This is a genomic window from Streptomyces sp. BRA346 (assembly GCF_052851135.1).
The window spans coordinates 19,266-34,226 of sequence record NZ_JAIWIH010000032.1 but is presented as its reverse complement, the minus strand read 5'-3'; the positions used below and the strand labels follow the sequence as shown (position 1 = coordinate 34,226).

The 14,961-nt window shown below is 72.8% G+C and carries 13 protein-coding genes; 3 read left to right on the top strand and 10 right to left on the bottom strand.

Features of this window, described 5'->3' with window-relative positions:
* Window positions 1-19: 19 nt before the first annotated feature.
* From LCH29_RS31455 to LCH29_RS31435, 5 genes are all read right to left on the bottom strand, one after another.
* Window positions 20-2,131, bottom strand: coding sequence for a hydantoinase/oxoprolinase family protein (locus LCH29_RS31455; RefSeq protein WP_446465089.1), 2,112 nt, complete (start codon window positions 2,129-2,131; stop codon window positions 20-22).
* Between the two features lie 131 nt (window positions 2,132-2,262).
* Entirely contained in the window at window positions 2,263-3,402 is a 1,140-nt protein-coding gene (locus tag LCH29_RS31450) for an XdhC family protein (RefSeq protein ID WP_446465088.1), read from the bottom strand.
* Window positions 3,395-5,533 (bottom strand): xanthine dehydrogenase family protein molybdopterin-binding subunit, encoded by a 2,139-nt coding sequence (locus LCH29_RS31445; protein WP_446465087.1) that lies wholly within the window; start codon window positions 5,531-5,533, stop codon window positions 3,395-3,397. Before LCH29_RS31445 ends, LCH29_RS31450 begins: the two co-directional genes overlap by 8 nt.
* On the bottom strand, window positions 5,530-6,522 hold the full coding sequence (locus LCH29_RS31440) for an FAD binding domain-containing protein (RefSeq protein WP_446465086.1): 993 nt from the start codon (window positions 6,520-6,522) through the stop codon (window positions 5,530-5,532). Before LCH29_RS31440 ends, LCH29_RS31445 begins: the two co-directional genes overlap by 4 nt.
* The gene (locus tag LCH29_RS31435; protein WP_446465085.1) at window positions 6,519-7,118 is read right to left on the bottom strand and encodes a 2Fe-2S iron-sulfur cluster-binding protein; all 600 of its coding nucleotides are present in this window, start codon (window positions 7,116-7,118) and stop codon (window positions 6,519-6,521) included. Before LCH29_RS31435 ends, LCH29_RS31440 begins: the two co-directional genes overlap by 4 nt.
* A gap of 254 nt (window positions 7,119-7,372) precedes the next feature.
* Between LCH29_RS31435 and LCH29_RS31430 the strand changes: the two genes are divergently transcribed.
* Window positions 7,373-7,960: a TetR/AcrR family transcriptional regulator gene (locus LCH29_RS31430; protein ID WP_446465084.1), complete on the top strand. Its 588-nt coding sequence runs from the start codon at window positions 7,373-7,375 to the stop codon at window positions 7,958-7,960.
* Here LCH29_RS31430 and LCH29_RS31425 read toward each other — a convergent pair.
* On the bottom strand, window positions 7,957-8,733 hold the full coding sequence (locus tag LCH29_RS31425) for a LysR substrate-binding domain-containing protein (protein ID WP_446465083.1): 777 nt from the start codon (window positions 8,731-8,733) through the stop codon (window positions 7,957-7,959). The genes LCH29_RS31430 and LCH29_RS31425 overlap by 4 nt on opposite strands.
* A 73-nt stretch (window positions 8,734-8,806) precedes the next feature.
* Between LCH29_RS31425 and LCH29_RS31420 the strand changes: the two genes are divergently transcribed.
* Window positions 8,807-9,229 (top strand): DUF5997 family protein, encoded by a 423-nt coding sequence (locus LCH29_RS31420; protein ID WP_446465082.1) that lies wholly within the window; start codon window positions 8,807-8,809, stop codon window positions 9,227-9,229.
* A gap of 25 nt (window positions 9,230-9,254) precedes the next feature.
* Here the strand turns inward: LCH29_RS31420 and LCH29_RS31415 are convergent, their stop codons facing one another.
* The gene (locus LCH29_RS31415; protein ID WP_446465081.1) at window positions 9,255-10,049 is read right to left on the bottom strand and encodes a class II aldolase/adducin family protein; all 795 of its coding nucleotides are present in this window, start codon (window positions 10,047-10,049) and stop codon (window positions 9,255-9,257) included.
* A 46-nt stretch (window positions 10,050-10,095) separates the two neighbouring features.
* The gene (locus tag LCH29_RS31410) at window positions 10,096-10,302 is read right to left on the bottom strand and encodes a hypothetical protein (protein WP_446465080.1); all 207 of its coding nucleotides are present in this window, start codon (window positions 10,300-10,302) and stop codon (window positions 10,096-10,098) included.
* 160 nt (window positions 10,303-10,462) lie between these two features.
* Here LCH29_RS31410 and LCH29_RS31405 point away from each other — a divergent pair, with 160 nt between their 5' ends.
* Window positions 10,463-12,049: a PucR family transcriptional regulator gene (locus LCH29_RS31405; RefSeq protein ID WP_446465079.1), complete on the top strand. Its 1,587-nt coding sequence runs from the start codon at window positions 10,463-10,465 to the stop codon at window positions 12,047-12,049.
* 6 nt (window positions 12,050-12,055) lie between these two features.
* Here LCH29_RS31405 and LCH29_RS31400 read toward each other — a convergent pair whose 3' ends face one another.
* Both LCH29_RS31400 and LCH29_RS31395 read right to left on the bottom strand, forming a co-directional pair.
* Window positions 12,056-14,380: a glycosyl hydrolase family 95 catalytic domain-containing protein gene (locus LCH29_RS31400; RefSeq protein ID WP_446465078.1), complete on the bottom strand. Its 2,325-nt coding sequence runs from the start codon at window positions 14,378-14,380 to the stop codon at window positions 12,056-12,058.
* 165 nt (window positions 14,381-14,545) lie between these two features.
* On the bottom strand, window positions 14,546-14,854 hold the full coding sequence (locus tag LCH29_RS31395; protein WP_446465077.1) for a hypothetical protein: 309 nt from the start codon (window positions 14,852-14,854) through the stop codon (window positions 14,546-14,548).
* Window positions 14,855-14,961: the final 107 nt, after the last annotated feature.

Sequence of the window (14,961 nt, the reverse complement as noted above, 5' to 3'; positions counted from 1 at the left end):
CCTTGATCGGGGGCGCTGCTCACGGGCGGTTGTGGATGACGATGCCGCCGAGCCGGTCGACCACGGCCTCCTGGCCCGAGCCGATGACGACGGTGGTGTCCGGCAGTTCGACGATGGCCAGGCCGTCGATGCGCAAGCCCTCGTGGAGATGCTCGGCGCGGTAGACGGCGGCGTCGGTCCACTCGCCGTCGCTGAACACCCGGCGGCTGCCCGGCCCGGCCACGGACCCGACGCCCTGGGGCAGGCGTCCGGTCTCGAGTTCGGCGCGTGGGACGGGGCTCGCGGCGACGACCCGGAAGGTGGTGATCTCCACCCCGGCCTCGGGGAACGCCGAGCCCTTGCCGAACCGGCCCTCGTAAGCGTCGATGAACCGCGCGACCATGGCGTTCACGCCCTCGGCGGTGATCGGGCCGTCGTCGAAGGAGACGGTCAGCACATGGATCTGGGCCCGGAACCGGATCTCGACGGACCGGGTGAAGGTGACCGTCTCCCGGTCCGCACCGGCCTCGACGAGCCCGCGCGCGGCCTTGTCCTGGAGCTCGGTGAAGGCCGCCTCGATCTCCTCCGGCGGCAGGGCGGCGCCGTAGTCGGTGGTGCCGGGCGGCGCCTGGAGGGGCTTGGACAGCTCCTCGACCATGGTCAGGTCCGAGCTGCCGATGCCGAACGCCGAGTGGACGGAGGCGGTGAGCGGGACGACGATCCGCGGGCAGCCCAGCTCGGCGCCGTAGGAGAAGGCGTGCAGCGGGCCCGCGCCGCCGTATGCGAACACCGCGAAGTCGGCCGGGTCGTAGCCCTGTTCCACCGTCACCTGGCGCACCAGGTCGGCCATCCGGGCGTCCACGATGGTCTTGATGCCCTCCGCGGCCTGTTCGACGGTCAGACCGGTCGGCCGGGCGATGTGCTCCTCGATGGCGGCGCGGGCGCGCTCGACGTCGAGGGTGAGCCGCCCGCCGAGGAAGTTGTCCGGGTTGAGGTAGCCCAGCACCAGGTCCGCGTCGGCGACCGTGGGACGCGCGCCGCCGCGCCCGTAACAGGCCGGTCCGGGGCGGGCGCCCGCGCTCTCGGGCCCGACGGTGAGCACCCCGCCCCGTACGGAGGCGATGGAACCTGCCCCGGCGCCGATGGCCCGCACCGCCACGGACGGCAGGGCGAGCCGGTCGCGGCCGATGAGGGTGGTGTTGGACATGACGGGACGCTCGTCGAGCACCAGCCCGACATCGAAGCTGGTGCCGCCCATGTCGGTGGTGACGATGTTGCGGTGCTGGTCGCGGCTGCCCAGGTACTGGGAGGCCACCACTCCGCCGACCGGCCCGGACATCACGGCCGCTGCCGCGCGCTTCTCCGCCTCCGCGAAGGTCGCGAGCCCGCCGCCCGACTGCATGAGCAGCGGCCCGGTCCGCAGGCCCGCCTCGGCCAGGGTGGATTCGAAGCTGTCCAGCGACGCCCCCAGCAGCGGGCGCAGGCCCGCGTTGACCGCGGTGGTCAGGGTGCGCTCGTACTCCCCGATGCGCGGGAGGAATGCGCTCGACAGGGTGACGCTCGCCCCGGGCACCTCCTCGGCCACGATCTCGCCGACCCGGCGCTCGTGCGCGTCGTTGGCGAAGGACCAGAGCAGCGAGACGGCGAACACCTCGGCCCCGGCGTCCCGCAGCCGCGCCACGGCGCGCCGTACGTCGTCCTCGTCCAGCGGACAGACGACCCGGCCCGCGTAGTCGACGCGCTCGGTGACCTCCTCGGTCAGCGAACGGGGCACCGCCGGGGGCTGTTTCACCAGCGTGCGGAACCGCTTGATCTCCTCTTCCTCGAGTCCGGAGCCCTTGAACCCGCGCATGGTCGTCAGGGTGTCCCCGAAGCCGCGGGTCTGGATCAGGCCGACCCTCTTGGTACGGCCTTCGAGGAGAGCATTGGTGGCGATGGTGGTGCCGTGGGCGAACATCTCGACGTCCGCGAGCAGTTCGCCCAGGTCGACGCCGTGCTCCTCGGCGGCGTCGACCAGGGTGCCCAGCACGCCCTCGGCGGGGTTGTCGGGAACGGTGGAGGACTTGTACCTGCCGACCCGTCCGTTGTCATCGATCACGACGGTGTCGGTGAAGGTGCCACCGATGTCGGAAGCCACGTAGTACGAAGGCATCCGGGAAGGATCACTCCTCGGTATTCAGCTGATGCACGACGTAACGAGCCTTTCCGCCACGCCGGATCACTGTCAACCGGAAATGATCTTGATCGGCGCCTCCACCGGTGCCGGGGCCGGGGGCCGGGGCGTCACGCGGCGGCGTGTGCTCCGGCCCCCTCCTCACGGTGGATGGGCGTCCCCGAGCCGGTCAGCGGCACGCCCGTGCCGCCCCGCCGTGCCGCGACGATCTCCGCCGCGATGGACAGGGCGGTCTCCTCGGGCGTACGGGCGCCGAGGTCGAGGCCGATCGGCGAGCGCAGCCGGGCCAGTTCGCGGTCGGTGAGACCGACCTCGCGGAGTCTGCGGAGGCGGTCCTCGTGGGTGCGGCGCGAGCCCATCGCGCCGACGAACGCGACCGGCAGCCGCAGGGCCTCCTCCAGGAGCGGCACGTCGAACTTGGCGTCATGGGTGAGCACGCACAGCACCGTGCGGGCGTCGGTCTCCGTCTGCCGCAGATAGCGGTGCGGCCAGTCGACCACGATCTCGTCGGCCTCGGGGAAGCGGAGGCGGGTGGCGAAGACGGGGCGGGCGTCGCACACGGTCACGTGGTAGCCGAGGAATTTGCCGGTGCGCGCGAGTGCCGCGGCGAAGTCCACGGCGCCGAAGACGATCATCCGGGGCGGCGGCACGCTCGACTCGACGAACACCGTCAGACCGCCCTCGGAACCTTCCGGGCTCTCCGGCAGGGTGAACGCGCCGGTGCGGCCCTCGGCCAGCAGGGCGCCCGCCTCGTCCGCCGCCGTGCGGTCCCGCTCCGGGCGGCCGCCGAGGCCGCCGTCGTACGAGCCGTCGGGGCGGACGAACAGCGCCCGGCCGAGGAGCCCGGCCGGGCCCCGGGACACCCGGGCGACCGCGGCCGTCTCCCCGCGGGCGGCGGCCGCCAGGGCCGCCGCGAACACCGCCCGGTCCGGGGCGTCCGCCCGCACCGGGGTGACCATGACTTCGAGCACACCGCCGCAGGTCAGCCCCACCGCGAACGCGTCGTCGTCGCTGTACCCGAAGCGCTCCAGGACCGTCTCGCCGTCCTCGAGCGCCTGGACGCAGCGGTCGTACACCGCGCCCTCCACACACCCGCCGGAGACCGACCCGATGGCCGTGCCCTCGGCGTCGACGGCGAGGGCGGCGCCGGGACCCCGCGGCGCGCTGCCACCGACGGCCACGACGGTGGCGACGGCGAAGTCCCGGCCCTCCTCGACCCACCGGTTCAGCTCGGTGGCGATGTCAAGCATCCACGTCCCCACCCGGCGCGGTACCCGCCAGCAGGACGCGGTCGGGGCGGATCGGCAGGTGCCGGTGGCGCACACCGGTCGCGTGCCAGACGGCGTTGGCGATCGCCGCCGCCGCGCCCACGATCCCGACCTCGCCGACGCCCTTGATGCCCACGGGGTCGTCCGGGTCCGGGTCGTCCACCCAGCCCACCTCGATGGGCGGCACGTCGGCGTGCGCGGCGACGTGATAGCCCGCGAGGTCCGGGCCGACGTGGCTGCCGAAGGCCCGGTCCCGGATCGCCTCCTCGTGCAGCGCCATGGACAGGCCCCAGACCATGCCGCCGCGGAGCTGGCTGCGCGCGGTCAGCGGGTTGACGATCCGGCCCGCCGCGAAGACGCCGAGCATGCGCCGTACGCGCACCTCGCCCGTCGCGGTGTCCACGGCCACCTCGGCGAACTGCGCCCCGAAGGAGTGCCGTTCCTTCTGGGCGAGGGCGCCGATGGCCTCGGCCGTGTTCGACCGGGCGGTGATCCCCTCCTCAGGGATGGCGCCGCCGAGGGCCAGCTGCTCGCGCAGCTCCTTCGCCGCGGAGGTCACGGCCCAGGCCCAGGAGCGGGTGCCCATGGAGCCGCCCGCGATCATCGCCTGGCCGAAGTCGCTGTCCGCGATGCGCATGTGGATGCGGCTCGGCTCCACCTCCAGCGCGTCCGCGGCGATCTGGGTCAGCGCGGTCCGGGCGCCGGTGCCGATGTCGGCCGCGGTGATCCGTACCGTGAACGTGCCGTCCGCTTCGGCCGTCACCGCGGCCGTGGACGGCATCGCGTTCGAGGGGAACGTGGCCGCCGCCGTGCCGGTCCCGAGCAGCCAGCGGCCCTCGCGGCGCACCCCGGGACGCGGGTCGCGGTCCGCCCAGCCGAACCTGCGGGCGCCCTCCTCGAAGCAGTCGATGACCCTGCGGGTGCTGTACGGCAGCCCGGAGACGGGGCCCGCCTCGGGTTCGTTGCGCGCCCGCAGCGCGATCGGGTCCAGGCCGCACTTTTCGGCGAGTTCGTCGAGCGCGGACTCCAGCGCGAACGAGCCCGGGGCCTCGCCCGGCCCGCGCACGAAGGTCGGGGTCGGCACGTCGAGCGCCACCACGCGGTTGACGGTGTGGTGGGCGTCGGCGTCGTACATGGCGCGCCCGTAGTCGGCGCTGCGCTCGATGAACTCGTGCACGGTCGAGGTGAGGCTGAGGGCCTCGTGGTCGAACGCGGTCAGCCGCCCCTCGGCGTCGGCTCCCAGCCTGACCCGCTGCACGGTGGGGCTGCGGTAGCCGGTGATGGAGAACATCTGGCGGCGCGTCAGCACGACCCGGACCGGGCGGTGCAGGACGGTCGTGGCCATCACGGCGGCCACCTGGTGCGGGCGGAGCCCCTTGGAGCCGAAGCCGCCGCCGACGTGCTCGGACAGCACCCGCACCGAACCCAGGTCCAGGGAGAACATCTTCGCCAGCTCGTCGGCCACCCACATGCTGCCCTGGTTGGAGTCGACGACCTCCAGCCGGCCGCCGTCCCAGCGGGCCGTGGCCGCGTGGGGCTCCATCATGGCGTGGTGCTCTTCCGGAGTGGTGTATTCCGCGTCCACGACGGCGGCCGCCGCGGCGAGTTCGGCCGCGAGGTCCCCCTTCTCGGTCTCCGCCGACGGGTCCTCCGGCTTGCGCGCACCGGGGTGCCCGGCGGCGAACGCGACGTCGTGCGGCTCCTCGTCGTAGCGGACCACCAGCGCCTCGGCGGCCTCCCTGGCCTGCTCCGGCGTCTCCGCGACGACCAGCGCCACCGGCCAGCCCGCGAACGGCACCCGGTCGGTCTGGAAGAGCGTGACGGTCGGGTCGGGCTTCCCCAGCAGGCCGACGTACTCGCCGTCGACCTGCGGGGCGTTCCCGTGGTGGAGGACGGTGAGGACGCCGGGCATCGCCTCGACGGGGGCGGACTCCACCGAGCGGATGCGGCCGCGGGCGATGGTGGACACCACCAGCCAGCCGTGGGCCAGGTCGGCGAAGGGGATCTCCCCGGCGTAGCGGGCCGCTCCGGTGACCTTCTCCCGGCCCTCGACGCGGGTGTGCGCGGTGCCGACGGACGGGGTGACGGCGGCGGTTCCGGTCGTCGTGGTCATCGGACGGCCTCCTCGGAGAGTTCGGTCAGCATGGCCACGACGAGGTTGCGCATCAGCGTCACCTTGTATCCGTTTCCGGGCAGCGTCTCGGCGGCCGCCAGTTCGGCGTCCGCGGCGGCGGCGAACGCCTCGGCGGTCGCCGGTCCCCCGGTCAGCGCCCGCTCGGCCGCGCGGGCGCGCCACGGCCGGGACGCCACCGCCCCGAAGGCCAGGCGCACTTCCTGGACGACCCCGTCCCGGACGTCGAGGGCGGCGGCGATCGAGCCGATCGCGAACGCGTAGGAGGCGCGCTCGCGCACCTTCCGGTAGCGCGAGTGGGCCGCGACCGGGGCGGGCGGCAGGGTGATGCCGGTGATCAGCGCGCCGGGCGGCAGGGCGGTCTCCAGGTGCGGGGTGTCCCCCACGGGCAGATAGAACTCGGCGAACGGCAACTCGCCCGGGCCGTCCGCCGTTTCGTACCGCACGACGGCGTCGAAGGCGGCCAGCGCCACCCCCATGTCCGAGGGGTGGATGGCCACGCAGTGCTCGGAGGCGCCGAGGATCGCGTGGTTGTGGTTCTCGCCCTCGACGGCGGGACAGCCGCTGCCGGGGACCCGCTTGTTGCACGGCTTGGCGGTGTCGGTGAAGTAGCCGCAGCGGGTGCGCTGGAGCAGGTTTCCGCCGACCGTGGCCATGTTGCGCAGTTGTCCGGAGGCCCCGGCCAGCACGGCCTGGGCCAACGCCGGGTAGCGGGACCGCACATCGGGATGGGCGGCGAGGTCGCTGTTGGTGACGGTCGCGCCGATGAGCAGGCCGCCGTCCGGCGTGGCCTCGATCTGGTCGAGGGGGAGGTCGCGCACGTCGATGAGGCGCGCGGGCCGCTCCACCCCGGTCTTCATCAGGTCGACGAGGTTGGTGCCGCCGCCGAGGTAGCGCGCGTCGGGGTCGGCGCCGAGCAGGGCCACCGCCCCGGAGACCTCGTGCACGCGCTCGTAACCGAATTCCCTCATACCGCTGCCTCCGCTTCCGTCGCGCCGATCTCGTCACCCGAGCCGCCGGATGGCGGCTGCGCGGCCTCCGCCGCCCGTGCGACCGCCTCGACGATCGACACGTACGCGCCGCAGCGGCACAGGTTGCCGCTCATGCGCTCCCGGATCTCCTCGGCCGTGAGCGGCTGCACGCCCGCCTCGGGTCGCACGTCCTGGGTCGCGGCGCTCGGCCAGCCCGCCGCGTGTTCCTCGATCACGGCGATGGCCGAGCAGATCTGGCCGGGGGTGCAGTAGCCGCACTGGTAGCCGTCGAGGTCGAGGAACGCCTGCTGCACCGGGTGCAGGTCCTCGCCTTCGGCCACGCCTTCGATGGTGGTGATGACACGCCCCTCGGCGGCCACCGCGAGCTGGAGGCAGGAGACGGCGCGGCGCCCGTCGATCAGCACCGTGCAGGCGCCGCACTGACCTTGGTCGCACCCCTTCTTCGTGCCGGTCAGGTCGAGACGTTCGCGCAGGGCGTCGAGCAGGGTGGTGCGGTGGTCGACGGGCAGCGTGTGCTTCTCGCCGTTGATGTTCAGCGTGATGGCGCTGGACGTCGGGGAGGGGGCTGGGGCCATGATCAGCCTTCTTTCGCGTAGCTGGTGCGCGTCGAGCGAGATGATCCGGGCGGTGCGGGAAGGGTCCGGGGAGTGCCCCGGGAAGAGTCTGGGAAGGTGAGCGGGCTGGTGGCGACCGGCACCAGCCGTTCGCACTGGCCGGATCTGCCGCTAAGGTAGACCTAAGTGGACAGTTGTCCGGCTGGTATGAACGTATCGGACAGTTGTCCGGTTAGCAAGGGCGGCCCGACCGCGGTTCCGGGAAGGAGGAGGGCGTGCCTGAGAAGAAGGACACCCCACTGCGCTCGGACGCGCAACGGAATCGCGAGCGCATCCTGGAGGTGGCCCTCGCGGAGCTGACGCGCTCGGCGGACGCCCCGCTGAGCACGATCGCCAAGAAGGCGTGCGTCGGACAGGGAACGTTCTACCGCAATTTCCCCAACCGTGAGGCGCTGATCCTGGAGGTCTACCGCTACGAGGTGCAGCAGGTCGCCGACACCGCGGCCCAGCTGCTGCGGACCCGGGCGCCGGACCAGGCGCTGCGGGAGTGGATGGACCGTCTCGCCCAGTACGCCATGACCAAGGCGGGCCTGGCCGGTGCGCTGCACAAGGCCACCAGCGCGCACGGCGGCCTGGTCCAACTGGCACGCGGCTCGCTGACCTCCGCCGTCACGCTCCTGCTGACGGCGAACGAGGAGGCCGGGACCATCCGCCCGGGGGTCACCCCCGACGACTTCATGCTCGCCATCGCCGGGCTGTGGCAGATCGACCCCTGCGGGGACTGGCAGGGCTGCGCCGGGCGACTCCTGGACCTGGTCATGGACGGCCTGCGCGCCGGTGCGCCGGGGCAGGCGCCTCGCTAGGACCGGCGGCGCGGCTTGCCGCGCTTGGCACCCTTGGGGGCCTTGGGGGCCGCGGAACGGCCCCGCGGGTTCTTCCCCGCCCCGCCTGCCTTGCCTGATGTCGTCTTGCCGGACGCCGACTTGCCCGCCGCGGGCTTGCGCTTCTGCTGCGCCGGGGGCGGAGTGCGGCCCCGGGTGCTGTTGACGGTCCGCCCGCGGACGATCCCGATGAAGTCCTCCACCAGGTCGGTGGTGGCGTCCTCCGGCCACGACAGCGCGACGCTCGACTGGGGCGCGTCCGTGAGCGGCCGGTACGTGAGGTCCCTGCGGTGGTGCAGCCGGGCGAGCGACTGCGGCACGACCAGCAGCCCCACCCCGGCCGCCACCAGCTCGATGGCGTCCCCCGTCGTGGCGGGGCGCTCGATCGCGGGCCGCCCCGGCGGGCGCTCCCAGCCGATCACGTCGTCGAGCGGGTGCAGCACGATGTCGTCGGCCAGATCGTCGGTGGTCACCTCGTCGACCGCCGCCACGACGTGGTCCTTCGGCACCACGACCACCGTGGTCTCGGTGTAGAGGGGGATCGCGCTGAACACCGTACGGTCCACCGGCAGCCGCACGAGCCCCGCGTCGGCGCCGCCGTCCCGCAGCACATCGGGGGCTTCGGCGGCGGACACCGCGAGGAGGGTGAGCGGGACGTCGGGCAGGCGCTCGTTCCAGATCCGCACCCACTTGGCGGGCGTCGCCCCCGGGACATACGCGAGCCGGAACGCAGGGGATTCTTCCGAGCCTGTCACCCCGCCAGGCTACCGGTCGCGCGGCCCGAGGCCGTGGTCCGGGGCCGCGTCTGCGGTCGATACCCTTGACACCATGAAGTCGCACCAGACCACCCAGACGATGAAGCCCGCGACCGCGGCGAAGAAGCTGGGTGTGTACCTCCAGGCCACCCCCGCCGAGTTCCAGGAGGGTGTCGTCACGCGCGCCGAACTGAACGCCCTCCAGAGCGATCCGCCCGAGTGGCTGCGGGAGCTGCGCCGCAACGGCCCGCACCCCCGGCCGGTGGTCGCGGCGAAGCTGGGCACCTCCATCTCGGGCCTGGCGCGCGGCGGTATCACCGAGGCCCTCACCACCGAGCAGATCGAGGCCCTGAAGGCGGAGCGCCCCGAGTGGCTGGAGAAGGAGCGCGCCACCCAGGCCGAGGTGCGCAAGGAAGCGGTGCGGATCAAGGAGAAGAAGGCGGAGCAGGCCGAGAAGGCGGAGCGCGACGCCCAGTCCGGCCCGTCGCACTCCTGACCCTTCCCAGCCCCGTTCAGTCCCTTCAGTCCTTGTAATCAGGGGCGACGCGCTCCACGAGCCGCAGCAGCGCCGACCAGGCCAGGTCGTACGCCTTGTCGTCCTGGAGGTCGGAGCCCGCGTCCTCGCCCGCGAGCTGACGGGCCGTCAATGCGCGGATGTCCGGAGGCGGCATGACGAGTTTCGCGCCCCCGGCCGTCGCCGCGACCTGGATCTCGCACGCCTTGTCCAGGTAGTACATGCGCAGGAAGGCCTGGGCGGGGGTTTCCCCGACGGTCAGCAGGCCGTGGTTGCGCAGGATCATCGCCGGGTGACCGGCGAGATCGGCGACGAGCCGCTGTTGTTCGGCGAGGTTGAGGGCGACGCCCTCGTAGTCGTGGTAGCCGAGCCTGCCGTAGAACTCCATGGAGATCTGGTTGAGCGGCAGCAGGCCCTCCTCCTGGGCGGCGACGGCGCATCCGGCCTTGGTGTGGGTGTGCAGCACGCAGTGGGCGTCGGGCCGGGAGGCGTGGACGGCGCTGTGGATGACGAACCCGGCGGGGTTGACGGGGTGCGGGGTCTCCACGACGGGGTGGCCGGACAGGTCGACCTTGACGAGGTTCGACGCGGTGATCTCCTCGAAGAGGAGACCGTAGGGGTTGATCAGGAAGTGGTGTTCGGGGCCGGGGACGCGGGCGCTGATGTGCGTGAAGATCAGGTCGGTCATCCGGAAGTGCGCCACCAGGCGGTAGACCGCGGCGAGTTGGCGGCGCAGCCGCACCTCCTCGGCGGAGGTGTCCGGTGCGGCCGGATCGGTGGGGTGGGGCGTCGAAGCGGTCACGGGGTGAGTCCTTGGGTCGTGGGGGTGACGGAGGAGTCGGTCCGTCTCAGACGGTCACGGGTGCGGGTTCGGGTGCGGTGGCCGGTTCGCCCGCCACGCGGCGGCGCCAGGCGTCGACCGCGGCCTCCTCGGTCGGCTTGGTGGCGAGGCTGACGGCCACGTAGGCGACGAGGGCGGCGAGTCTCTTGCCCCACCAGCCGACACCGACGATGGCCAGCAGATATCCGAGCATGACGAGGTAGTCGACGGCCATCAGGTCCTCCGAAGCAGAACGGCGTAGGGCGGGGGTGATGCGTGACGCTACCCACGGTGCACACTGGCGCTGAACCCGCGGACCCGCCCGATGTGAAACCGTCCGTTGGACGAATCCGACACCCCGGCGCGGTGCCGCAGGATGAGAGGATCCCTGCCTTGTGACCGAGCACGATCCACCGTCCATCCACCTCAGCGTGCTGCTCGCCGATCCCTCGCTGGGGTTGCGCCAGGTTGCCGGTCCCGCGGAGGACCGGCGCATCGGCACGGTCGGCACCACCGAGATCGAGGACCCCACGCCCTATCTCGTCGGCGGCGAACTCCTCCTCACCGCCGGAGTGCGGCTGCCGCCCGACGCGGACGGCATCGACACCTATGTGGCGCGCGTGGTGGCGGCCGGGGTGGCCGCCCTCGGTTTCGGTGTCGCCCCGGTGCACGAGGAGGTACCGGCAGAGCTCGTGGCCGCGTGCGACCGCCACGGACTGCCGCTGCTGCGGCTGCCGCCGCACACCCCGTTCGTCGCCGTCGGCCGGGCGACCTACGCCGCCATCGCCGAGGCCCGCAACCGCGACCTGAAGACGGTCTCGCAGGCGCAGTCGGCCCTCGCCTCGGCCGCCGCCCGCCCCGACGCGCTCCAGGCCGTGCTCACCCAGCTCACCGCGCACACCGGCACCTGGGCGGTCCTCTACGACGACCGGGGCAACGAACTGTTCCGCGCGGGCCGGCGTCCCCCGGAACCGGTGCCCGGTCTGTTGCGCGACCTCGCCGTCCGTACGACGACCGCCCGCCCCGCCACCGGCCGCGCCGCGAGCGGGCCGCCGCCACCCTCGGCGGCGGCCCACCACCACGACGGTGCGCACCTGACCGTGCACACGCTGCCCGGCGCCGACGGCACCACCACCCTGGCCCTCGGCCAGGCCGCCGCCACCGCCGCCCTGCCGCTGGTCCACCGCCAGGTGACCAGCACGGCGACCGTCCTGCTGTCCCTGCTCACCAGCCCGCGCCACGCGCTGAACACCGACAGCCACAGCGTCGGCGCGCTGGTGCGGCTCATGCTCGGTGCCACCCCGGCGGAGGTCGCGCCCGCCCTCGTACCCTCCGAACACCCGGGGCACGACCACTGGGTCGTCGTCCACGGACGGCAGGATCCCCACCACCGGTCCGCGCGGGCGGCGCGGCGGGGCGAGGACCCCGCGCAGCTCGCCACCCTCGGGACGGCCCTCGGCACCCCCTATCTGCACATCGACGGCCCGGTGCTGAGGGCCCTCGTCCCCGGCGCGCCGGGGACCCGCCCGCGCGCCCCCGCCCAGGCCGCCGCCCTCGGGTGGACCCTCGGCTTCAGCGACCCCTCCCCCGCGGCGGATCTGCCGCGCGCCGACGCCCGGGCCGAACGGGCCCTCCAGCGCGCGATCGCCGCCGGGGTGCCGGCCGTCGTACACGAGGCCACCGCACCGGCCGTGCACGGCCTGGTCTCGCCCGCCGACGCCCGCGAGTTCGCCCGCGCCCGCCTCGCCGCGCTCGACCGGGCCGGGCCGCCGGGCGCCGCCGTCCTGCTCGGCACCCTGCGCACCTGGCTGACGTTCCACGGCAGTTGGGACCGTACGGCCGCCGAACTCCAGGTCCACCGCAACACCGTGCGCCACCGCATGACCCGGGTCGCCGAACTCCTCGGCGCCGACCTCCAGGACCCGGCCGTCCGCATGGAACTCTGGTTCGCCCTGGAGTGGCTTTCCGAGGACGACTTCTAGCCCGGGCTAGTCCGGCAGCCCCCACGGCTTCGCGTCGCCGACGGCCGGTACGTCGCGCGGGCCCGGGTCCGGGTGGGTGCCGCGCGGGGCGACGACGGCCGTCTCGTCCCGGCGGAGCGGGATCTCGATGCGGCCCGGCCCCGTCTCCCGGTACCGCAGCCGCCTGCCGCGCTCGTCCCGTACGTCGATCGCACCGCGGATGCCGTGGTCCAGCACCAGCGGCGCGCCCGCCTCGCTGTGGACGCGCACCCACCGGGTGCGGCCACCGGCCCGGTCCGCGTCGATCAGGAACGCGCCCTGGGCGCGCAGGGAGGCCACGGACGCGTCGGGCCAACGGCGCGATACGGACGGGAAGACCCGCACCACACCGCCGTGGCTCTGCACGGCCATGTCGAGCACCGACTGCGTCGCCGTCAGGGGGCTCTCGATGCCGAGGTTTCCGCCCTCGACGTACATGGTGTTCGGGGTCATCCAGGCGTTGTTGATGACATTGCCGCCGGTGAAGAAGGTGAGGAAGTCGAGGGCCTCCTCGGGACGGCCCATCCGCGAGGCCATCGACGAGGCGGCGGCGTAGCTGTAACCGGCCCACAGGGCACGGTCCTTGACCCAGTGGTCGAAGGTGGTCCGCATGATGTCCCGGTCGCCCGGCCGGTCCCAGTCCAGCTCGTGCAGCGGATACAGCCACAGCATGTGCGAGAAGTGGCGGTGGGATTCGGTGAGCGGCTTGTCCGCGCCGATCATGACGCCGGTGGCGTCGCGCGGGTAGTCCACCAGCCGCTTCAGGATCTCGCGCCAGCGCGCGGCACGCGGATGGTCCGTACGGAGGATCCGCAGGCAGTCGAGGAGCGTGGCGCAGCCCCAGCGGAGCAGGGAGAGGTCGTAGGTGCAGTCCTCGGCGTCCGCCCACTCGGGGGAACGGGTCAGCGGAAGGTGCAGCTTGCCGTCGCCGCCCTCGTGCAGGAAGTGGTCGTAGAAGTTCACCGCCTTGACGAGGATCGGGTAGAGGACGTCCCGCACGATGCGGGTGTCCATGGTGTGGCGGTAGCTGAGCCAGACGTTGTGCATGGCCCAGATGAGGTTGCCGTTGTTGTCGGTCTTGGTGGAGGTGCCGGGGATGCCGACGGTCTTGGCGCCGGGACGCAGCATCCAGTCGGAGGGGTGGGCGAGGGCGTAGGTCTGCCCGTCCTGGTACTCCGGCGGGACCGAAAGCGGCAGATACTTCTCGAAGTCCTTGAAGGTGGAGGTGACGGAGTCGAGTTCGAGGTGGTTGGACCCCTGGATCAGCCAGGTGGCGATCTGCACGTTGAGGTTCCACCAGACGGCCGTCCAGCTGCCGCCGGTCTCCGGGTACCACGGCCCCCACTCGGACATCGAGGGCCCGTCGGCCCGGGTGGCACAGGCCGCCTTGTAGAGCTGGATCCAGTAGAAGTCCTGGAGGCGCTTGTCGGGTACGGACAGCATGCTGCGCCGGTAGAAGCGGTGCCACCAGGCGCGGTGTTCGGCCACCAGGTCGTCGGGGTCCGCGGCCAGCGTACGGGCCACTTCGGCGACGGCCAGCTCGGTGGTGCGGGACAGGTCGTCGGGATGGCGGTAGACGATGTGCGCGGCCAGCAGCCTGCCGGTGCCGACGCGCCGTTCGCGCCAGGCGGTGGTCCAGCCGCCGCCCGCGATGAGCGGCTGCTCCACGTATCCGGTGTCGCCCGCGGTGCCGGTGCGGGGGTCGGGGTTGCCCGTGTAGTCGGCGGGCTTGTCCTTGGTGCGCGGCGAGGCGGCGGGCAGCCACGTGAACGACCAGGCCGCTTCGCGCTCGCCCGCGCTGGGCCGGGTGGAGATCAGCAGCGCGGTACGGGTGTTGTGCACCAGCATCGAGAAGCGGACGCTGCCCCGGGTGGTGGTGACGGTGCCGCGCAGTTCGGCGTCCCAGAGGTCGAGGGTCCAGTCGACGCCGGTCACCTCGCCGGCCAGGGTGAGGTCGAAGTGGCCGATGGGCAGCCGCGAGAAGCCGTACGGGGCGCGCCACTGCGGCCGCTGGTCCTGCACCTGACTGTGGCTGACCATGACCTTCACGGAGTTGGGCGTGGCGCCCCGGTAGACCTGCGCGCCGAGCAGTCCGTTGGCGAGGAAGGGGCCGTCCTTCCAGTCGCCGGGCATCCGGCGCCACCGCAGGGTCGCGTCCTTGACGATGCGTTCGGTGAGGTCTCCCCCTTCGTTCGGCTGCTGGGGCGTGGCCCAGGCGGTGCCGGATCCCGTCAGCCAGCCCGCGGCGCCGACGGCGGCCGCCGAGCCGATCACACCTCTTCGAGAGATCCCGTTCCCTGTCGTCGGGGTCACGTATGTGCCTCCCATACCTGGTGGTGAACTACCCGGCATGGTGCAGGGGTTGGAGCAGCTAGGGAAGACCTCCGACGTATCGGAATTCAACACGTTCCATCTACGCAGGTGAATGAGGCGTGCGCAATCGCAGCACGACGAAGGGAGTGCCAGTCAACCGATCTCTCAGACGCTGACCATGAAGAGGAGAGCGACCACACCCCCGAAGCCGAGACCGCCGAGAGCGGTTCCGGCGATGGCCGTCCACAGACGGCCCGCACCGCGGCGGGCGTGGTGGATACCCATGGCGCCGAGGGCGACGGCGAGGCCCCCCGCGATGGGCACCAGAGGGAGGGTGAAGGACAACAGCAGGGACGGCAGCACGCCGACGATGGCGAGGACACCGACGACGGAGAAGACACCGAGGACCAGCGCGGTGGGGCCCAGCGCGACGGCGGGCGTGTCGGTACGGCGGGTCGTGGTCGGCTCGGCCATGAGGTCCCTCCCCAGGAACGGGCTCACGTGACGTACCGATCCTAGCGGGGGGGTATCGCGGCCCCCCGGTGGGCAGGGTGGGTGCGTCAAGTTCCCTTGCTGGAGAG